Annotated in this window: 1 protein-coding gene; it reads right to left on the reverse strand. The window is 44.2% G+C overall.

Annotated features, from left to right (window positions below):
- Positions 1 to 565: TerC family protein (locus N1032_RS26985; RefSeq protein ID WP_407933097.1), on the reverse strand; the 565-nt coding region annotated here is incomplete at both ends.

Below are 565 nucleotides of genomic sequence, written 5' to 3' on the forward strand. Positions count from 1 at the left end.
ATACCAATACTGCAACAACGGCTTTCTCCAAGTGACAGAGGTGCTTCATAAGAGCTTCCAGCACAAAGAACAAAGCACGAAGACCAAGCACAGCCATGAGCATGGCGGAATAGACAACCGCAGTATCTTTAGCCACAGCGATTACAGCCGGAACTGAATCAAAGCTAAACATAACATCCGACAGTTCAATAGTTACCGCAGCAAAGAACAGAGCACCTGCTTTTGGGAACCAGCGATGTGCCAGTTTGTTAAACCACATATTGTCATAATCATCTTCTTCATCTTCAGCTTCGTTAGCTGTCAGCATCTTCCAAGCAGACCAGAAGATAACCAAAGCAAACAGACAACTAATGATTAAGTGAAGAGTGATTTCGAAGCTACCAACTGTTGTCAGAATTGTTTCTGAGTTAAACAACCCAGCACCAACAGTGACAAAGATTGCGCGGAAGACGATAGCGCCTATGATGCCATACGTTAGCACCGTGTGCATATCTTCCTGCTTCTTGATCTTGTAGTACGAGAAGATCGCACTAAAGACCATCAGGTTATCGACGGATAGAGCTTT

The organism is Herbiconiux daphne, from assembly GCF_024979295.1.
Taxonomy (GTDB): domain Bacteria; phylum Actinomycetota; class Actinomycetes; order Actinomycetales; family Microbacteriaceae; genus Herbiconiux; species Herbiconiux daphnes.